The 17989-nt window shown below is 70.5% G+C and carries 16 protein-coding genes; 14 read left to right on the forward strand and 2 right to left on the reverse strand.

Annotated features, from left to right (window positions below; translation table 11 throughout):
- The first annotated feature begins 70 nt into the window (after positions 1–70).
- Both BLT44_RS07700 and BLT44_RS07705 read left to right on the forward strand, forming a co-directional pair.
- Complete coding sequence (locus BLT44_RS07700; RefSeq protein WP_010157714.1) at positions 71–280, forward strand: DUF4287 domain-containing protein; 210 nt, start codon at positions 71–73, stop codon at positions 278–280.
- A 56-nt stretch (positions 281–336) separates the two neighbouring features.
- Positions 337–1089: a GTP pyrophosphokinase gene (locus BLT44_RS07705; protein WP_040504999.1), complete on the forward strand. Its 753-nt coding sequence runs from the start codon at positions 337–339 to the stop codon at positions 1087–1089.
- 40 nt (positions 1090–1129) lie between these two features.
- Here the strand turns inward: BLT44_RS07705 and BLT44_RS07710 are convergent, their stop codons facing one another.
- Positions 1130–2383: a multidrug effflux MFS transporter gene (locus BLT44_RS07710; RefSeq protein ID WP_010157712.1), complete on the reverse strand. Its 1254-nt coding sequence runs from the start codon at positions 2381–2383 to the stop codon at positions 1130–1132.
- A 51-nt stretch (positions 2384–2434) separates the two neighbouring features.
- On the opposite strand from BLT44_RS07710, the gene BLT44_RS07715 reads away from it, so the two are divergent.
- Genes BLT44_RS07715 through BLT44_RS07730 form a run of 4 tightly spaced genes read left to right on the forward strand, consistent with a single transcriptional unit; the run spans position 2435 to position 5434 of the window.
- A complete protein-coding gene (locus BLT44_RS07715; protein ID WP_074690103.1) occupies positions 2435–2917 on the forward strand; it encodes a MarR family winged helix-turn-helix transcriptional regulator in 483 nt (160 codons plus the stop codon).
- Between the two features lie 46 nt (positions 2918–2963).
- On the forward strand, positions 2964–3758 hold the full coding sequence (locus BLT44_RS07720; protein ID WP_010157710.1) for a phosphotransferase: 795 nt from the start codon (positions 2964–2966) through the stop codon (positions 3756–3758).
- Entirely contained in the window at positions 3755–4717 is a 963-nt protein-coding gene (locus tag BLT44_RS07725) for a homocysteine S-methyltransferase family protein (RefSeq protein ID WP_010157709.1), read from the forward strand. Before BLT44_RS07720 ends, BLT44_RS07725 begins: the two co-directional genes overlap by 4 nt.
- Positions 4718–4726: 9 nt before the next feature.
- Complete coding sequence (locus BLT44_RS07730) at positions 4727–5434, forward strand: hypothetical protein (protein WP_010157708.1); 708 nt, start codon at positions 4727–4729, stop codon at positions 5432–5434.
- Positions 5435–5501: 67 nt separating this feature from the next.
- Here BLT44_RS07730 and BLT44_RS07735 read toward each other — a convergent pair whose 3' ends face one another.
- On the reverse strand, positions 5502–6293 hold the full coding sequence (locus BLT44_RS07735; protein WP_010157707.1) for a CPBP family intramembrane glutamic endopeptidase: 792 nt from the start codon (positions 6291–6293) through the stop codon (positions 5502–5504).
- Between the two features lie 237 nt (positions 6294–6530).
- Between BLT44_RS07735 and BLT44_RS07740 the strand changes: the two genes are divergently transcribed.
- The 8 genes from BLT44_RS07740 (at position 6531) to BLT44_RS07775 (ending at position 17987) form a co-directional block, all read left to right on the forward strand.
- Positions 6531–8159 carry a peptide ABC transporter substrate-binding protein gene (locus tag BLT44_RS07740; protein ID WP_010157706.1) on the forward strand — a complete coding sequence of 543 codons (1629 nt, stop codon included), beginning with the start codon at positions 6531–6533 and terminating at the stop codon, positions 8157–8159.
- Between the two features lie 187 nt (positions 8160–8346).
- A complete protein-coding gene (locus BLT44_RS07745; protein WP_010157705.1) occupies positions 8347–9273 on the forward strand; it encodes an ABC transporter permease in 927 nt (308 codons plus the stop codon).
- Positions 9266–10219, forward strand: a complete 954-nt coding sequence (locus BLT44_RS07750) for an ABC transporter permease (protein WP_010157703.1) — start codon at positions 9266–9268, stop codon at positions 10217–10219. Before BLT44_RS07745 ends, BLT44_RS07750 begins: the two co-directional genes overlap by 8 nt.
- Positions 10220–10233: 14 nt before the next feature.
- Entirely contained in the window at positions 10234–11961 is a 1728-nt protein-coding gene (locus BLT44_RS07755) for a dipeptide ABC transporter ATP-binding protein (RefSeq protein WP_010157702.1), read from the forward strand.
- Between the two features lie 143 nt (positions 11962–12104).
- The gene (gene hutU / locus BLT44_RS07760) at positions 12105–13802 is read left to right on the forward strand and encodes a urocanate hydratase (protein WP_010157701.1); all 1698 of its coding nucleotides are present in this window, start codon (positions 12105–12107) and stop codon (positions 13800–13802) included.
- 4 nt (positions 13803–13806) lie between these two features.
- Positions 13807–15042, forward strand: coding sequence for an amidohydrolase family protein (locus tag BLT44_RS07765; protein WP_074690104.1), 1236 nt, complete (start codon positions 13807–13809; stop codon positions 15040–15042).
- 202 nt (positions 15043–15244) lie between these two features.
- A complete protein-coding gene (locus tag BLT44_RS07770) occupies positions 15245–16846 on the forward strand; it encodes an ABC transporter substrate-binding protein (protein WP_010157698.1) in 1602 nt (533 codons plus the stop codon).
- A 73-nt stretch (positions 16847–16919) separates the two neighbouring features.
- Positions 16920–17987 carry an ABC transporter permease gene (locus BLT44_RS07775; protein ID WP_010157697.1) on the forward strand — a complete coding sequence of 356 codons (1068 nt, stop codon included), beginning with the start codon at positions 16920–16922 and terminating at the stop codon, positions 17985–17987.
- The last annotated feature ends 2 nt before the right edge of the window (positions 17988–17989 follow it).

Here is a 17989-nt window from a genome sequence, read left to right on the forward strand (position 1 = left end):
CGTGCTACCGTGGCGGTGCGACGGCCCACTCGGTCGGCCGCGCGCGATGGCACTCGAGGAGGAGGCGACCATGACGGAGCAGGTCAGGGGTCCGAAATCGTACTTCCCGTCGATCGAGCAGAAGTACGGGCTCAGCATCGAGGCGTGGATCGAGCGGCTGCGCCCGCTCGCCGGCCGAGCGCACATGGAGCAGGTCGCGTTTCTGAAGGAGCAGGGGATGGGGCACGGGCACGCGAACGCGCTCGTGCACGTCTTCCGCGCGGAGCACGACGGTGCGTGAGCGGATCGTGCTCCCGAACTCAGGTCGCGCATGCGACCGAGGGGTAGCCTGAAGCCATGAGTACCCCGATGGCCTCCGCGCCGAATCACGACGCGCGCGAAGACCCCGCCGACGATCAGATCACCATCTCGCCGAGCGCGCTGCGCACCCTCGGCGATCAGATGCAGCGGTTCATGCTCGAGTACCGCTTCGCGATGGAGGAGGTGGAGACGAAGCTCGCCATTCTGCGCGAGGAGTTCCTCCACATGCACGAGTACAACCCGATCGAGCACGTCTCGAGCCGGGTGAAATCGGTGGAGAGCCTCGTGGCGAAGCTCGAGCGCCGCGGGATCGGCACCGACTTCGACGTGATCCGCACGGAGATCTCCGACATCGCGGGCGTGCGGGTCACCTGCGCGTTCATCCGCGACGTCTACCAGCTGTTCGATCTGCTCACGCAGCAGGACGACATCACGGTGCTCGAGGTCGAGGACTACATCGAGACCCCGAAGTCGAACGGCTACAAGAGCCTGCACACGATTATCTCCGTGCCCGTCTATCTCTCCACGGGACGGGTCGACGTGCCCGTCGAGGTGCAGTTCCGCACGATCGCGATGGACTTCTGGGCGAGCCTCGAGCACAAGATCTACTACAAGTACGAGCGCCAGGTGCCTGAGACCATGATCCGCGAGCTGAAGCACGCCGCGGAGACCGCCGCGGAGCTCGACACCCGAATGGAGCGCCTGCACGTGCAGATGCACGGCGAGCCGCCGCTGCTGACGCCGCCGCTCGACCTCCGCGCGGTGCGCGACCGCATCCACCGCGTCTGACGCCCGCCCGGGCTCGCACCCTGACGCGCGCCCGGGCGGCTCAGGCGTTCGCGCCCGCCGCCGGGGCGGGGCGCACCCGCCCGCAGGCGAATGCGACGAGCGAGATCGCGGATGCGGCGACCATGATGATCGCGAGCGGCAGGGCGGTGCGCTCGCCGCCGATGCTGACGAACGGCGAGGCGACTGCGGCGCACCCGAACTGCAGGGCGCCGAGCAGCGCCGAGGCGGTTCCGGCCGCGCCGGGCACGGCCGAGAGCGCGAGCGCGGTGACGTTGCCCATGACGAAACCGAGCGAGGCCACCACGACGAAGACGGCCGCCGCGAGCACCCACGGCGAGGCGGCGAGGAGCGCCGCGCCGAGCATGACGAGCGATCCCGCCGCGACGCCGCCGAGGCCGATGCGCGCGAGGGTGCGGGGGCCGAGGCGGGTGACGAGCCGCGCCGAGACCGCGCTCGTCGCGACGAGCGCGAGGGCATTCGCGCCGAACAGCAGCCCGTACTGGAGCTCGTTCGCGCCGAGCATCGACTGGTAGAGGAACGGCGATGCCGAGATGTACGCCATCATCACGGTGAACGCCGCGGCGAAGGCGACGGTGTGGCCGAGGTACTGGCGCGAGACGAGCCGGCGCAGGGGGGAGCCCTGCGTGCTCCGCGATGCGGCGAGCTGCGCGCGGCGGTCGGCGGGGAGGGTCTCGCGCACGCCCCAGACGACGGCGCCGAGCATGACGAGCGCGATCGCGAACAGCACGGCGAGCACCCCGCGCCAGCCGAGCGGTGCGGCGAGGGCGCCGCCGATCAGCGGGGCGACGACGGGGGCGACGCCGCTGACGATCATCATGAGGCTCATGGCGCGGGCCGCAACGGCGCCGGTCGCGAGGTCCGAGATGATGGCGCGCCCGAGCACCATGCCGGCCGCGCCGGCGAGACCCTGCAGCACGCGGGCGGCGACGAGCACGCCGAGGTTCGGCGCCAGCACGGCGGCCGCGCTGGCGATGATGAGCACGACGGAACCGATGAGCAGCGGAAGGCGCCGGCCGATGCGGTCGGAGAGCGGGCCGAAGACGAGCTGCCCGAGCATGATGCCGACGAGGAAGCCGGTGAGGGTGAGCTGCACCCCGGTCGCGCTGGTGCCGAGTTCGCGGGCGATGGCGGGGAATGCGGGGAGGTACAGGTCGATGCCGAAGGGGGCCACCGCGGCCAGCAGGCCGAGCACGACGAGCAGGCCGGGGCCGAGGGCGTTGCCGGCCGGAGCGGCGGCGGTGGGGTGCGGAGCGGGGAGAGGGGAAGCAGTCACGAGTGGTTATCTTACAATAAATGTTCGGGGTGCGTGGCCTACGATGAATCCATGCACGACGCTCCGACCACTCCCGGAACAGCGGCGGGATCGACGATCGACCCCGAGGCGCTGGCCGATCTCGCAGGCGCCGTCGTGGCGCTCGCCCGCGAGATCGAGTTCCAGCACGAGCACGCCGACTACATCCCGCTCACCCAGACCGAGCGCCTGGTGCTCGCGACGCTCGACCGGCGCGGCGAGACCGCTCCCAGTGCACTCGCCGAGCAGCTCGGCCTCAAGCGCTCGAACGTCAGCATCGCGCTGCGCGGGCTGGAGGCGAAGGCCCTCGTCGCGCGCCGCCGATCGAGCCCCGACGGTCGCGGGGTGCTCGTGCGGCCCACGCCCCTCGCCGCGCAGAACCTCGAGCGCCTGCGCGCGCGGTGGGCCGAGGTGCTCGCCGCGGTCGCGCCGCAGGCGCTCGACACCGCACCGGTCGCGGCCTCGCTGCAGGAGATGACTCGTGCGCTCGTCGAACGTCGGCGCACGCAGGGCTGACGCCGCCTGCGCGCTCCCGCCGCCCGGGTCGGGTACGGTGAGAGGCATGGAGCGGGAGCATCTTCCGGGCGGATCCGGCGGGGTATGGCGCGTGCGGGAGGCCGACGGCGAGACCCGCGTGCATCGGCCGACGGGGCCCTGGACCCCGGCCGTGCACGCGCTGCTGGCCCATCTCGAGGCGCAGGGCCTCGACGGGGTGCCGCACGTGCACGGCATCGACGATGACGGCCGGGAGATCCTCGACTACCTTCCGGGCAGCACCCTCGTCCCCGAGGTCGACGGCGTGAGCGACGCGGCGCTCGGCGAGGCCGTCTCGTGGCTGCGCCGATACCACGACGCGGTGCGGAGCTTCGCACCGGGCGCTCTGGAGTGGCGTCAGGGCGTGCAGGCCCTCGAGGCGGGCCAGGTGGTGTGCCACAACGACCCCGGGCTCTACAACTGGGTGGTCGTCGACGGCGCATTCGCCGGCATGATCGACTGGGATCGCGCCGGCCCCGGCGATCCGATCGACGATCTCGCGTTCCTGTGCTGGTCGGGCGTTCCGCTGCTGCGGGAGATCCCCCCGGCCGACGCGGCGAGGCGGCTCGCGCTCGCCGCGGAGACGTACGGGGGAGTGACCCCGAGAGCGCTGCTCGACGCCGTCGAACGGCGCATGGCCCTCATCTCGAAGCGGTGGCGCGCCGGGATCGAGCGCGGCGACCCCGGCACGCTCGCGCTGCGCGACGCCGGCATCATGGATCGGCATCATCGACGCGTCGACGAGTTCTCGCGGCGCCGCGGCGAGATCATGGCGGCGCTGCCCCCGGGCGGCGCGCGCCGGAACGAGAAGGAGGCACCATGACGCTCATCGTCACCGACGGCGGCATCGAGACCGCGCTCACCGACCGGCTCGGCCAGGAGCTGCCGGAGTTCGCGGCATTCGTGCTGCTCGACACGGCGGAGGGCCGGATCGCGCTGCGCGAGTACTACGCGCCCTTCCTGGCGCTGGCCCGCGAGCAGCGCCTGCCGATCGTGCTCGACACGCCGACCTGGCGGGCGAACCCCGACTGGGGCGAGCGGCTCGGCTACGGCGCCGACGAGCTGGCCCGGGTCAACGCCGATGCCGCGGCATTCGTGCGCGAGCTCGACGAGCCCGTGCCGGGCCGTGCGCCCGTCGCGGGCCCCGAGATCATCGTGAACGGCTGCGTCGGCCCGCGGTTCGACGACTACGTCGCGGCCGAGCGGATGAGCGCGCACGAGGCGGAGGCGTACCACGCGCCGCAGGTGCGGGCGCTCGCGGAGGCGGGGGCCGATCGCGTGACGTCGGTGACGACACTCGACGCCGCCGAGGCCACCGGGGTGGTGCGCGCCGCGCTCGCGTCGCGCGTGCCGGTGTTCGTCTCGTTCGCGGTGACCGCGGACGGCCGGCTCGCCGACGGCAGCGCGATCGTCGAGGCGATCGCCGCCGTGGATCGCGAGACCGACGCCGCGCCGGAGGGCTACCTGATCAACTGCGCCCATCCGAGCGAGGTGGCCGCCGGCCTGGCCCGCTCGGCCGGCGCGGCGGAGCTCGAGCGCATCGTCGGCTTCCGCCTGAACGCCGCCCTGACCGAAGACCCGGCCGCCGCTTCGGAGCGCCCCGCCGACGATCCGCGCGCGTTCGCCGAGGCCGAGTTCGCCCTGCGCACCCTCGCTCCGCTCGCCACCGTGTTCGGGGGGTGCTGCGGCACAGACGTCCCGCACATCACCGCCCTCGCCGAGCTCGGGCGACGCGGCGGCGGCGCGGACGACGCGAACGAGGCTCCCAACAAGCGCGGTTAGGCTGTCGACGTGAGTAAAGACCCATTCGAGGAACTCTTCGGGCCCGCGGACGCCGGCTCGCCGGCCGAGCCGCGGCCGGTGCCCGCGCGGGAGCGTCTGTCGTACGAGCAGGCGGAGCGCGTGCGCACGGCTCAGCTGGCGACCGAGCCGAAGCGCACGGTCACCCGGAGAGCCCCTCAGGCGCTCCCGTGGATCGTGGTCGGCGCAGTCGCCGTCATCGCGATCGTCGTGAGCATCGTGCTCGTGAACCTCGCCCGCGGCGATGCGGGTGCGGACGAGGCGTCGACGGGGAAGCCGACGACCTCGGCGCCGAGCGCGTCGCCGTCGCCGTCGCCCTCGAGCGACGCGGAGGACGACGCCGATGGCACCGACGATGCCGAGGCGGAGGATCCGAACGAGGTGCCCGCTGTGGAGGTCGGGCCGACGAGCACGCTCGACATCCCTGCGTGGGGAGTGACCTCGCAGCTCAGCCAGAAGTTCGGGATGACGAGCTACGTGATCCCCGACAACGTGAACCTGCAGCTGAGCAGCCCGCTCATCGATTCGCTGCCCGAGGAGTGCGCTGCAATGCGGTCGCAGTGGGGAGTGACGCAGGGCGCCGACGGGTCGTACTCGGTGCTCAAGCCCGCCGAGCGGTGCGAGGCCGCGCCCGAGCTGTACGACGAGCTCTGGGGCCTCACCGATGCCTTCGCGAAGAGCGTGACGCCGGTCGGCTAGCGACCGATCCGCTCCCGGGGGCGTCGGCGCCGGGCCCCGCACCCGGGTGCGGCGCCCCGACCCCCGCTCAGCCGGCGGGCGCCGCGAAGAGCGCCGGCCAGAGGGCGAGGGCGAGGGGGTACCCGGCGAAGCTCACGATGTCGAGCACCCAGTGGGCGACGATCAGGGGGAGCGCGCGGCCCCATCGCTGGTACGCCCAGCCGAAGACGACGCCCATCACCACGTTGCCGATGAACCCGCCGAACCCCTGGTAGAGGTGGTAGCTGCCGCGCAGCAGCGCGCTCGAGACGATCGTCGCCCACGGACCGACCCCCAGCCGCCGAAACCGGTCGCAGAGGTAGGCCACGACGACGAGCTCCTCGCTGAGCGCCGCGCGCAGCGCCTGCAGCACGAGCACCGGCACCGTCCACCACGCGGTGTCGAGGGCGGTCGGCACCACCGTCGCGTTGATGCCGATCGCCTTCGCGAACAGGTAGAACGCGATGCCCGGGATGCCGATGGCGGCGGCGAGCAGCACGCCCCCGCCGATCTCGCGGCCCCACCACGCCCCACGGGCGTGCGGCGGGCGGCCGAGGCCGAGGCGCGCCAGGTGCGGGCGCGCGCCCGACCAGAGCAGGTAGACGACCAGTGCGACGGGTGCGAGCCCGAACGCGAAGGCGAGCAGCTGCGACACGAGATCGAAGACCGGTCGATCCGAGAGCGGGCGGTTGATCGTGGCGGTCTGCTGCGACAGCGCCGTGTCGCGGGTGAGCCGCTCGACGATCGAGACGATCGCGTACACCGCCGAGGCGCCGAACGAGAGCGCGAGCACGATGCCGACCTCCCAGCGGAGGCGAGTGCGGAGCGCGGCGGAGGTCATGCCGTCAGCGTATCGCCGGACTCCCAGGAATGTGTCGAGTGCCCACAGCGACCGTCGCACGGGGCTCGGAACTTTCTCGGAGAGCTACAAGCCTCTGTTACGAAGGAGTTACGCCGACGCGAATTGTGCGCATCCGGTCTGACAGGTCTGTAGTCTGGGTGCGTACTATCGAACCTTTCGGGTGCCGCGAACGGACGTTCAATCGGTATGTCGGGGGACATTTCAAGGAGGAAACCAGTGAAGCGACCACGGATCGGATACGCGTTCATCGCGCTGGCCGCCGCAGGCGCGCTCGCGCTGTCGGGCTGCTCGTCGAGCGGCGACGGCGGGAACGGCGAGGGCGGCAACGCCGACAGTGCAGCGATCATCACCACCAACGGCTCGGAGCCGCAGAACCCGTTGATTGCGACGAACACCAACGAGGTCGGCGGCGGCAAGATCCTCGACCTGATCTTCGCCGGGCTCGTGTACTACGACGCCGAGGGCGCGGCGCACAACGACCTCGCCGAGTCCATCGAGAGCGATGACGCGACGAACTACACGATCACGATTCGCGACGATGCGACCTTCACCGACGGCACCCCCGTCAAGGCGGAGAACTTCGTGAAGGCGTGGAACTACGGCGCGAACGCCGACAACGCCCAGCTCAACAGCTACTTCTTCGAAGACATCGAGGGCTTCAGCTACGAGGAGAGCGTGCCCGAGCTCTCCGGCCTCAAGGTCGTCGACGACACCACGTTCACCGTGAAGCTGAACAAGGCGGCGTCCGACTTCCCGCAGCGCCTCGGCTACTCGGCGTTCTACCCGCTGCCCGATGTCGCGTTCGACGACATGGCGGCGCAGGGCGAGATGCCCGTCGTCAACGGACCGTACATGCTCGCCGGCGAGGGCGCCTGGCAGCACGACGAGCAGATCGAGCTCGTCGTGAACGAGGACTACAACGGCCCGCGCAAGCCGCAGAACGGCGGCGTGACGATCAAGTTCTACGCGACGCAGGACGCGTCGTACTCCGACCTCCTCGGCGGCAACGTCGACGTGATCGACCAGATTCCCGAGACGCAGCTCGCGAACTTCCAGAGCGACCTCGGCGACCGCGCGGTCAACCAGCCCGCGGCCGTGTTCCAGTCCTTCACCATTCCGGAGAGCCTGGAGCACTTCTCGGGCGAGGAGGGCGAGCTGCGCCGCAAGGCGATCTCGATGTCGATCGACCGCGAGCAGATCACGGACAAGATCTTCGACGGCACGCGCACCCCGGCGAGCGACTTCACCTCGCCCGTCATCGACGGCTGGAGCGATTCGCTCGAGGGCGCAGAGGTGCTCGAGTACAACCCCGAGGAGGCGAAGAAGCTCTGGGCCGAGGCCGACGAGATCGCGCCGTGGTCGGGCGACACCTTCGAGATCGCCTACAACTCCGACGGCGGCCACCAGGCCTGGGTCGACGCGACGTCGAACAGCATCGCGTCGACGCTCGGCATCAAGGCCGCGGGCAAGGCGTACCCGAAGTTCGACGTGCTGCGCGAGGAGATCACGAACCGCACCATCACCACCGCGTTCCGCACGGGGTGGCAGGCGGACTACCCGGGTCTGTACAACTTCCTCGGGCCGTTGTACGCGACCAACGCCTCCTCGAACGACGGCGACTACTCGAACTCCGAGTTCGACAAGCTGCTGCAGGAGGGCTCGGTCGACACCGACCCGGCCTCCGCGAACGAGAAGTTCCAGCAGGCGCAGGAGGTCCTCCTGGAAGACCTCCCCGCGTTCCCGCTCTGGTACGCCAACGTGAACGGCGGCTACGGCGAGAGCGTCGACAACGTCGAGTTCGGGTGGAACTCGGTGCCGCTCTACTACGAGATCACCAAGAACTGATCACCCCTGTCGGAGGCCCCGAGCATCGTGCTCGGGGCCTCCGCGCTGGGCGCGGCGCCACCGCGCGCGCCCGGCTCCCCGACGCCTGCGGGTCGAGAACACCGTCGTTCCGCCCACCCGCATCGCACCATCACTGCGAGAGAAAACGCGACATGCTTATCAACGACGCTCGGAGAGGATGCCTCGCATGCTGAGATACATCCTCTTCCGACTGCTCCAGGTGATCCCCGTACTCCTGGGCACCACCTTCCTCATCTACTTCATGGTCTTCGCCATGCCCGGCGACCCCATCCTCGCGATGTTCGGCGACAAGACGCCCGACCCGGCGATCATCGAGCGCCTGCGCGAGCAGTACAACCTCGACCAGCCCTTCTTCGTGCAGTACCTGCTGTACCTCAAGGGCGTGCTCGTCGGCGACTTCGGCATGAGCTTCTCGGGGCAGCCCGTCTCGAGCATCCTCGAGCGCACGTTCCCCGTCACCATCAAGCTGGCGGCGATGGCCATCGTGTTCGAGCTCCTGCTCGCCGTGACGATCGGCCTCATCTCGGGTCTGCGCAAGGGCAAGTTCTTCGACAACCTGAACCTGATCATCGGCCTCGTCTTCCTGAGCATCCCGATCTTCGTCATCGCCTTCATCGCGCAGTTCGGCCTCGGCATCAAGCTCGGCTGGTTCCGCACGACCGTCGGCACCGGCGCCCCGCTGCAGGATCTCCTGCTCCCGGCCATCGTGCTCGCCGTGTCGCTGTACCCGACGAGCATGCGCCTCACCCGCGCCTCGGTGATCGACACGCTGAACCAGGACTTCGTGCGCACCGCCTACGCGAAGGGCCTCAGCCGGAGCCGCGTCGTGCCGGTGCACGTGCTGCGCAACTCGCTCATCCCGACGATCACCAACACGGCCACCAACTTCGGCACGCTCATGGTCGGCGCGACGGTGACGGAGGGCATCTTCAACGTGCCCGGCGTCGGCAACGCGCTCTTCAACGCCATTCTGAAGGGCGACAACTCGCTCGTCGTGTCGTTCGTGACCTTCATGGTGCTCATCTACCTCGGCGTGAACCTGCTCGTCGACCTCCTGTACGCCGTACTCGACCCGAGGATCCGCTATGCCTGAGCCGAAGAACCCGATTCCGGAGCACTTCGTCGCCCCATTCGAGGAGACGCCCGTCGCCGCAGTCGACGCCGTCAAGATCGACGAGAAGAAGTCGAACCTGTGGCTCGACGCGTGGCGCGACATGCGCGGCCGGCCCATGTTCTGGATCTCCGCCGCGATCATCCTGGTCGTACTCGTCGTGTCCCTGTTCCCGCAGCTGTTCACGCAGGTCGACCCGCGCGCCGCCGACCTCGGCATGTCGAAGGAGGGCCCCTCCGAGGGGCACCCGCTCGGCTACACCGCGCAGGGCGAGGACGTGTTCTCCCGCGTGCTCTACGGCACGTCGACCTCGGTCTCCGTCGGCCTGCTCGTGGTGCTCATCACCTTCGTCGTCGGAACGATCGCCGGCTCGCTCGCCGGGTACTTCGGCGGCTGGGTCGACACCGTGATCTCGCGCCTCGGCGACATCTTCTTCTCGATCCCCTACATCCTCGCCGCGGTGATCGTGATGACGGTGTTCCAGGAGTACCGCAATCCGCTCACCATCGCGTTCGCGATCGGCGGCTTCTCGTGGCCGGTCTCCGCGCGCATCCTGCGCTCCGAGATCCTCCGCGTGCGCAACGCCGACTACGTGATGGCCTCCACGGCGCTCGGACTGTCGAAGTTCAAGACGCTCGTGCGCCACGTGATCCCCAACTCCATGGCCCCCCTGATCGTCGTGACGACGCTCTCGCTCTCCGCCGCGATCGTCGCGGAGGCCGTGCTGTCGTTCCTCGGCGTCGGGCTGCCGCCGGCCGACTACATCAGCTGGGGCAACGACATCTCGGCCGCCCAGCGAGACCTGCGCAACGACCCGCAGCTCCTGCTCTGGCCGTCCCTCGCGCTCGCGACCACCGTGCTCGGCTTCGTCATGCTGGGCGAGGTCGTTCGCGATGCGCTCGATCCGAAGGCGAGGGCGCAGCGATGAGCGACCAGCGACAGATGAACCACGGCGGCGCGGAGCGCGCCGCCGACCCGACGCGCCCGATCCTCAGCGTGCGCGACCTGAAGGTCGAGTTCGGCGTGAAGCAGGAGCGGCGCGAGGTGCTGCACGGCGTCGGCTTCGACGTCTACCCCGGCGAGACCGTCGCGATCGTCGGCGAGTCGGGCTCCGGCAAGTCGACCACCATGCACGCGGTGATGAACCTGCTCCCCGGCACCGGTGTGGTGTCGGGCGGATCGATCCTCTGGCAGGGGCGCGAGCTCGTCGGGATCGGCCGGCGCGACATGGAGCACATCCGGGGCCGCGAGATCGGCCTCGTGCCGCAGGACCCGATGTCGAACCTCAACCCGGTGTGGTCGGTCGGCTTCCAGGTCGAGGAGGCGATCCGCTCGAACGGCCTCGCCTCGGGGAAGAAGGCGGTGCGGGCCCGCGCGATCGAGGTGCTCGAGCAGGCCGGCCTGCAGAACGCCGAGCAGCGCATGAAGCAGTTCCCGCACCAGTTCTCGGGCGGCATGAAGCAGCGCGCGCTCATCGGCATCGGGCTCGCGGCGAACCCGCAGCTGCTGATCGCCGACGAGCCGACGTCGGCCCTCGACGTCACCGTGCAGCGCGTCGTGCTCGACCACCTGCAGGGCTTGACGCAGCAGCTCGGCACCGCGGTCGTCTTCATCACGCACGATCTCGGCCTGGCGGCCGAGCGGGCCGAGAAGCTGATCGTGATGTACCAGGGCAACATCGTGGAGTCGGGGCCGAGCCGCGAGATCCTCGAACGGCCGCAGCACCCGTACACGAAGCGCCTCGTCTCGGCGGCGCCCAGCCTCGCGTCGCGGCGCATCGGCTCGGATGCCACGGTGCCGACGGCGCCGACGCGCACTTTCGACCTCGCGGCGCTCTCCGACGAGCCGAAGCCGGTCGTGAAGCACGGCGAGCCGATGATCGAGGTCTCCGACCTCGGCAAGGTCTACAAGATCCGCAAGGGGAGCTTCGGGTCGGAGGACTTCCACGCGGTCGCGGGGGCGTCGTTCACCGTGAACCGCGGCGAGACCATGGCGCTGGTCGGAGAATCGGGTTCGGGCAAGTCGACCATCGCGAAGATGGTGCTGCAGCTCGAGCCCCCCACGAGCGGCTCGGTGAAGGTCGGCGGCAAGGAGACCCGCAACATGTCGGGCCGCGAGCTGTTCGATCTGCGCCGCACGCTGCAGCCGGTGTTCCAGGATCCGTACGGGTCGCTCGATCCGCTCCACAACATCGGCAACACCATCATGGAGCCGCTCAAGATCCATCAGGTGGGCGACGCCGCGAGCCGCAAGGCGCGCGTCTACGAGCTCCTCGACCAGGTGGCGCTGCCGCGCGAGCTCGCGACGCGCTACCCGAACGAGCTCTCGGGCGGCCAGCGGCAGCGCGTGGCGGTGGCGCGCGGGCTCGCGCTCAAGCCCGACATCCTGGTGCTCGACGAGGCCGTGTCGGCGCTCGACGTGCTCGTGCAGGCGCAGATCCTCGATCTGCTCGCCGAGCTGCAGCGCGAGCTGGGCCTCACGTACCTGTTCATCACGCACGACCTCGCGGTCGTGCGGCTCATCGCGGACCGCGTGTGCGTGATGCAGCAGGGCCGCATCGTGGAGCAGGCCACCACCGACGAGGTGTTCGAGAACCCCCGCGAGGAGTACACGAAGAACCTGCTCGCCGCCATTCCCGGCGCGCACATCGAGCTCGGTCAGACGCGCTGACCCACTCCCGCACGACGCCCGCGCCTGTCTGGAACCCCGGACAGGCGCGGGCGTCGGCGCGTTGTCGGAGGGCCGCCGACCGGCTGGGATAGGGGGAGCGGGGCGACGCCCCGCGATCCGGCACTTCAGCGAAAGGTCCCACGATGGCACTTCCCGGCGCACGCCCCGTCCGATCCCCCCGAGGCAGCGAACTCACCGCGAAGAGCTGGCAGACGGAGGCCCCGCTGCGCATGCTCATGAACAACCTCGACCCCGAGGTCGCCGAGCGCCCCGACGACCTCGTCGTCTACGGGGGCACCGGCCGGGCGGCCCGCAGCTGGGAGGCGTTCGACGCGATCGTCGACACCCTGCGCGACCTGGAGGACGACGAGACGCTGCTCGTGCAGTCGGGCAAGCCCGTCGGCGTGTTCCGCACCAACGTGTGGGCGCCGCGCGTGCTCATCGCCAACTCGAACCTCGTGGGCGACTGGGCGAACTGGCCCGAGTTCCGCCGGCTCGAGGCCGAGGGCCTCACCATGTACGGGCAGATGACCGCCGGTTCGTGGATCTACATCGGCACGCAGGGGATTCTGCAGGGCACGTACGAGACGTTCGCCGCGGTCGCCCGCAAGCGCTTCGGCGGCACCCTCGCGGGCACCATCACCCTCACCGGCGGGTGCGGCGGCATGGGCGGGGCGCAGCCGCTCGCGGTCACCCTGAGCGAGGGCGCCTGCCTCATCGTCGACGTCGACCGGAGCCGCCTCGAGCGGCGGGTCGGCAAGCGCTACCTCGACGAAGTCGTCTCCGACATCGACGAGGCGCTCGCGAAGGTGCAGCAGGCGAAGGCCGAGCGCCGCGGCTGGTCGGTGGGCCTCGTCGGCAATGCCGCCGAGGTCTTCCCCGAGATCCTCCGCCGCCATCGTGCGGGCGAGATCTCCATCGACGTCGTCACGGACCAGACGAGCGCGCACGACCCGCTGAGCTACCTGCCGATCGGCTACGACGTGCACGAGCGCCTCGCGCGCGCCGAGGCGGACCCCGAGGGGTTCACGCGCGACGCGCAGGCGGCGATGGCGGCGCACGTGCAGGCGATGGTCGAGTTCCAGGACGCGGGTGCCGAGGTCTTCGACTACGGCAACTCCATCCGCGACGAGGCCCGCGCGGGCGGTTACGACCGCGCCTTCGAGTTCCCGGGCTTCGTGCCCGCGTACATCAGGCCCCTCTTCTGCGAGGGGCTCGGGCCGTTCCGGTGGGCGGCGCTCTCGGGCGACCCCGAGGACATCCGCGTGACCGACGAGGCGATCCTCGAGCTCTTCCCCGAGAACGAGCACCTGCACCGGTGGATCCGCGCAGCGCAGGATCGCGTCGAGTTCGAGGGGCTCCCGGCCCGCATCTGCTGGCTCGGATACGGCGACCGCGCCAGGGCCGCCGTGCGCTTCAACGAGCTCGTCGCCGAGGGGCGGGTGTCGGCTCCGATCGTGATCGGGCGCGACCACCTCGACTCCGGCTCTGTCGCCTCGCCCTACCGCGAGACCGAGGCGATGGCCGACGGATCGGATGCCATCTCGGACTGGCCGCTGCTCAACGCGCTCACGGCGGCCTCCTCGGGTGCGACCTGGGTGTCGCTGCACCACGGCGGCGGCGTCGGCATCGGGCGTTCGCAGCACTCGGGCCAGGTCTCGGTGGCCGACGGCACGCCGCTCGCGGCCGAGAAGCTGCAGCGGCTGCTGACGAACGACCCCGGCATGGGCGTCATCCGCCACGTCGACGCCGGGTACCAGCGGGCCGTCGACGTCGCGGGCGAGCGAGGCGTGCGCATCCCCGTCGCGCCGGTCATCCGCAACACCGATCAGGCCTGGTGACGCGATGACGCACCCCGCGGCCAGCCTGCTCATCGACCGCATCGGCGAGCTCACCACGAACGACGACGCCGAGGGCGGGCGCCTGCGCGACGCCGCCGTGGTGATCGAGCAGGATCGCGTCGCGTGGGTCGGGCCCGCCGCCGCCGCGCCCGCCGCCGACGACCGCTTCGACGCCGCGGGCCGCGCGGTGCTGCCGGGCTGGGTCGACGCGCACACGCACCTCGTCTTCGCCGGCGACCGCACCGCGGAGTTCGAGGCGCGCATGGCCGGAGAGGCGTACGCCGCCGGCGGCATCAACGTGACGGTCGAGGCGACGCGCGCGGCCACCGACGCGGCGCTCGAGGCGAATCTCGCGCGGCTCGTCGCGGAGGCGCGGCGCGGCGGCACCACCACGCTCGAGACGAAGACGGGGTACGGGCTCACCGTGGCCGACGAGCGGCGCGCGGCCGTGCTCGCGGGGCGGCACGTCGACGCGGTCACCTTCCTCGGCGCGCACGTCGTGCCGACCGGGGTCGACCCCGACGCCTACCTCGACCTCGTGACGGGGCCCATGCTCGACGCGGTCGCCCCCCATGCGAGCGCGGTCGACGTGTTCTGCGAGGCGGGCGCGTTCGACGAGGCGGCGACCGGGCGGGTGCTCGCAGCGGCCACCCGCGCCGGGCTCGCGACGCGGGTGCACGGCAACCAGCTCGGGCACGGGCCCGGCGCGCGGCTCGCCGTCGCGGCCGGATCGCTGAGCGTCGATCACCTCGGGTATCTGAGCGACGACGACGTCTCGGCGCTCGCCGGGTCGTGGAGCGACTGGGACGGGGGAGCGGGGCCGCGCGGAACGGTCGCAACGGTGCTGCCCGCCTGCGACCTCTCGACGCGAGTGCCGTTCGCCCCGGCGCGGAGACTGCTCGACGCGGGGGCGGTGCTCGCGATCGCGTCGAACGCGAACCCGGGCACCTCGTACACGAGCTCGATGGCGTTCTGCGTCGCCACCGCGGTGCTGCAGATGGGGCTCACGGTGCAGGAGGCGGTGCGCGCGGCGACGCTCGGCGGGGCCATCGCGCTGGGCGCGGAGCGCGACGGCTGGCGCGACCCGAGCGGCGCGGCGCAGGGCGCGGTCGGCCGCATCGTGCCCGGCGCCCGCGCCGACCTGCAACTGCTCGAGGCGCCGTCGGCGACGCACCTCGCGTACCGGCCGGGCATGCCGCTCGTCGGAGCGGTGTGGCGCGCGGGGCAGCGGGTGGCCTGAGCCGGGCGCTGCGACCGCGCGGCGGCGGCTCAAGGCCCTCTCTGGCGGGGTCCAGAGAGACCTGCCTGACAGATGTTACCGGTCAGTATCACCGGCGGCGCGATTCTCGCTAGGCTGCGAGTGTGCAACCCCCGGGCGCATCGACACCGTCGTGATGCGCGCTCCCGGGAAGTGAGAGGGAAAGAGATTGAAGAAGACGATGATGTCTGCGGCCGCCCTGATGGGCGCCGCACTGCTGTTCACCGGATGCGCCACCAGCAGCACCTCCGGATCGGGCGACGGCGGCGACGGGGGTGGTGACGCGATCATGATCGGCACCACCGACAAGGTCACCTCGCTCGACCCGGCCGGCTCGTACGACAACGGATCGTTCGCGGTCATGAACCAGGTCTACCCGTTCCTGCTCAACAGCGAGTACGGCACCGCGGAGGTGACGCCCGACATCGCGGAGTCGGCCGAGTTCACCTCGCCGACCGAGTACACCGTGAAGCTCAAGAGCGGCCTGAAGTTCGCCAACGGCAACGACCTCACGTCGAGCGACGTGAAGTTCTCCTTCGACCGGCAGGTCGCCATCAACGACCCCAACGGCCCCGCCTCGCTGCTCGGCAACCTCGAGAGCGTCGAGACGCCCGACGACACCACCGTGGTGTTCACCTTGAAGAACGGCGACGACCAGGTCTGGCCGCTGATCCTCTCGAGCCCGGCCGCCCCCATCATCGACGAGGACGTGTTCGCGGCCGATGCGCTCACCGCCGACGACGAGATCGTGGCCGGCAAGCCCTTCGCCGGTCAGTACGAGATCACCTCGTACCAGCTCAACGAGCTCATCGCCTACGCGCCGTTCGACGGCTACCAGGGCAATCTCGGGAAGCCGGCGAACAGCGGCGTCAACGTCAAGTACTACGCCGACGCGTCGAACCTGAAGCTCGACATCGCGGGCGGCGCGATCGACGTCGCCTTCCGCTCCCTGTCGGCCACCGACAACGACGAGCTCGCGAAGAACGACGACGTGAAGCTCGTCGAGGGGCCCGGCGGCGAGACCCGCTACATCGTGTTCAACTTCAACACGCAGCCCTACGGAGCGACCGCCGAGAACGCCGACCCCGCGAAGGCGCAGGCCGTGCGCCAGGCCGCAGCCGACCTGGTGGACCGCGAGGCGATCGCGAAAGAGGTCTACAAGGACACGTACAGCCCGCTCTACTCGTTCGTGCCCGACGGACTGCCGGGCGCGACCGAGCCGCTGAAGGAGATGTACGGCGACGGCGCCGGCGCACCCGACGCGGCGAAGGCGAAGGAGCGGCTCGAAGCCGCCGGCGTCGAGACCCCCGTGCAGCTGAGCCTCCAGTACAACGGAGACCACTACGGCCCCTCCTCGGGCGACGAGTACGCCATGGTGAAGTCCCAGCTGGAGCAGGACGGCCTCTTCGAGGTCGACCTGCAGCAGACGGAGTGGGTGCAGTACTCCAAGGACCGCACCGCCGACGTCTACCCGGCGTACCAGCTCGGCTGGTTCCCCGACTACTCGGACGCCGACAACTACCTGTCGCCGTTCTTCCTCACCGAGAACTTCCTCGGCAACCACTACGACAACCCCGAGGTGAACGACCTCATCGTCGAGCAGCAGACGCAGACCGACGAGGGCAAGCGCATGGACGAGATCGCGAAGATCCAGGAGCTCGTCGCCACCGACCTGTCCACGCTGCCGCTGCTGCAGGGCAAGCAGGTCGCCTACACGGGCACCGACATCGAGGGCACCACCCTCGACGCGTCGTTCAAGTTCCGGTACGCGCCGATCACCCAGTAGCGCTCGCCGCGACGGCGGGCCCGGCCTCCGGGCCGGCGCCCGCCGTCGCGGACCGACGCGAACAGGCTCACACATGACTGCTCCCGCACCTGTCGTCGCGGCGCGCCGCGCCCCGACCGGGGGCGGATTCGGACGCTACGTCCTGATCCGGCTCCTGCTCATCATCCCGACCGTGTTCATCCTCGTCACCGTCGTCTTCTTCCTCATGCGCCTCACCGGCGACCCGATCACCGCCGCCCTCGGCGGGCGCCTCCCGCCCGACCAGCTCGCGGAGCGCGTGCACGAGTCCGGCTTCGACCGGCCGCTGATCGTGCAGTACTTCGACTACCTCGGCGGCGTCTTCCGCGGCGACTTCGGCACCTCGATCACCGACAATCGCCCGGTACTCGAGATCCTGTTCCAGTACGGCTCCGCCACCCTCGAACTCGTCTGCTACGCGCTGATCGTCGCGTTCATCATCAGCATTCCGCTCGGCCTCATCGCCGCGTACCGCCGCGACCGCTGGCAGGACGCGGTGCTGCGCATCATGGCGATCCTCGCCTACGCGACTCCGATCTTCTTCGTCGGCCTGCTGCTCAAGCTCGTCTTCTCGGTCTGGCTCGGCTGGCTCCCCGTCGCCGGGCGCGCGGGCACCCGCACCGAGCTCGTGATGGGCGGCGTCGACTCGCCGACCGGCATCTACCTGCTCGATGCGATCCGGCTCGGCGACACCCAACTCGTCGGCGACGTGCTCTGGCACGCCGTGCTCCCGTCGGTCGCCCTCGGCCTGCTCACCGCGGGCGTCTTCCTCCGCCTCATCCGCACCAACGTCATCGGCACCTTCGGGCAGCAGTTCGTCACGAGCGGCCGCTCCCGCGGGGTGAGCGAGTACCGGCTCCTCACGAAGCACGCCTTCCGCCCCGCGCTGATCCCCATCATCACGGTCATGGGCATGCAGGTCGCGCTCCTGCTCGCGGGCGCGGTGCTGACGGAGACGACATTCGAATGGAAGGGACTCGGCTTCATGCTCGCCGAATACCTGAAGGCCCGCGACTTCGTCGCGGTGCAGGGCATCGTCGTGATGATCGCGGTGATCGTCGCCGTCACGAACTTCGTGGTCGACCTCGTCGCGGCCGCCGTCGACCCGAGAGTGAGGTACTGATC

This window comes from Leucobacter chromiiresistens (assembly GCF_900102345.1).
GTDB classification, from domain to species: domain Bacteria; phylum Actinomycetota; class Actinomycetes; order Actinomycetales; family Microbacteriaceae; genus Leucobacter; species Leucobacter chromiiresistens.